The following is a 1,373-nucleotide window of genomic DNA, read 5'->3' as shown; positions in this document are numbered from 1 at the left end:
TTCGCGCCCCATTCGTAGTCGGCCAGCAGCACCGCGTGCAGGCCGGCGCGCTGGTCGGCCTCGACCGCGCGCCACACCGCGTCGAGCGCGGCCGGATCCTCGCAGCGGTGCGTCCGCACATGGTCCGTGTAGAGCCGGCTGCTCGGCCGCTCCGCGGTCGCCGCGCGGTCGTCCAGCAGCGCAAAGGCCTCCACGTCGTCGCTCATCGGCACTCGGTCAGCGTCCACGCGCACTCATTCAGTCAACCACGCCGCCCCAGCGCGCAGGCCGGAGCCAACCGCAGCCCACCCAGTGGACGCCGCGGTTCCGGCTCCGCCGGCCCGCCAGCGTCGCCCCCTTCGAGGGGGAGCGGCGCAGCCGCAACGGGGGTGATCGTCATTTCTCAACGAGGGTGGTCGTCATGACCAGTCGTCCATGTCGTGCCGGATCGTGTGCCGGTTCGCGATCAACTCGTCGATCGACGGCTCGTTGTTCAGCGCGCGGCGGATGGCCAGCTTGGTGGCCTCGTAGTTGGTGCGGTACATGTCCTTCTTGTCGAGGTTCGGATCCTTCGCGCAGCGGGGATCGATCCACACCAGGCTCACGATGCACAGCTCGTTGGCCACGTCCTTGGGGATGATGCCCTCGATCACGCAGTCGATCACCGCGTCGGCGGTGGCCGCCTGCACCACGCCGCCGAACAGGTCGATGTTGGCACTGTCCTTCAGGGTCACCTTCGGCACGGTGATCGTCGCCGGGCGGACCATCTGGTTGCAGGCGCGGATCGCGAACATCGCGGTGTGGCCCTTGCTCTGCGCCATCATGTTGGCGAACGCGGCGCCGACCGGGCCGTCGGTGCGGCCGATCAGGATCTCCGGCATCGCGTCGGTGAACTGGCCGTCTGCGGCGAACACGGTGGCTTCGCCGGCGTGGAAGGTGTAGGTCTTGCTCATGGCAGGGTCTCGAGTGAGTGGGACGAAAGAAGAAATCGAATGAAGCGGCAGGAGTGGCCGGGTCCGTCCCGGCACCTTTCAAGAGCTTAGCCGGGCCGCGCCGTGCCGGAGCGCGGCTCGCTCAGACGCACAGCAGCAGTTCGCCCTTGCCGCCCGCAGCGAGGTCGCCCAGATGCCGTTGCACGCGCCGTGCCGGCAGGCCAGCGAAGGCGCCGCCATGGCGCGCCAGGTCGCGCGCCAGCAGCTGCCAGAACACGTCGATGTTGGCGTCGTTGGCCACGAAGGTGGGCGGGATCGTCGGCGCCGTGCCGGCGCAGACCACGCTGCCGCGGCGCATGCCGTAGCCGGCGTGCGCGCCGATGCGGCCGGCCACCGCGATCGTGCCGGCCACCATGCGCGAGGCGAGGAAGTCGCCGGCGTCGCCGAACACCAGCGCGCTGC

1 protein-coding gene and 2 pseudogenes are annotated in these 1,373 nt (G+C 70.0%); all 3 read right to left on the bottom strand.

Annotated elements, in window-relative coordinates; all coding sequences use genetic code 11:
* Positions 1–206, bottom strand: a pseudogene (locus x551_RS22260) (chloride transporter); the annotation flags it as partial.
* Positions 207–398: 192 nt separating this feature from the next.
* Complete coding sequence (gene fae / locus x551_RS22255) at positions 399–932, bottom strand: formaldehyde-activating enzyme (RefSeq protein ID WP_011830211.1); 534 nt, start codon at positions 930–932, stop codon at positions 399–401.
* A gap of 121 nt (positions 933–1,053) precedes the next feature.
* Positions 1,054–1,373 (bottom strand): annotated as a pseudogene (locus tag x551_RS22250) (formylmethanofuran dehydrogenase subunit C); the annotation flags it as partial.

It is taken from the genome of Methylibium sp. T29 (genome assembly GCF_000576205.1).
Lineage (GTDB): Bacteria > Pseudomonadota > Gammaproteobacteria > Burkholderiales > Burkholderiaceae_C > Methylibium > Methylibium petroleiphilum.
The sequence above is the reverse complement of the archived record's forward strand: the minus strand, read 5'-3'. Positions and strand labels throughout refer to the sequence as shown.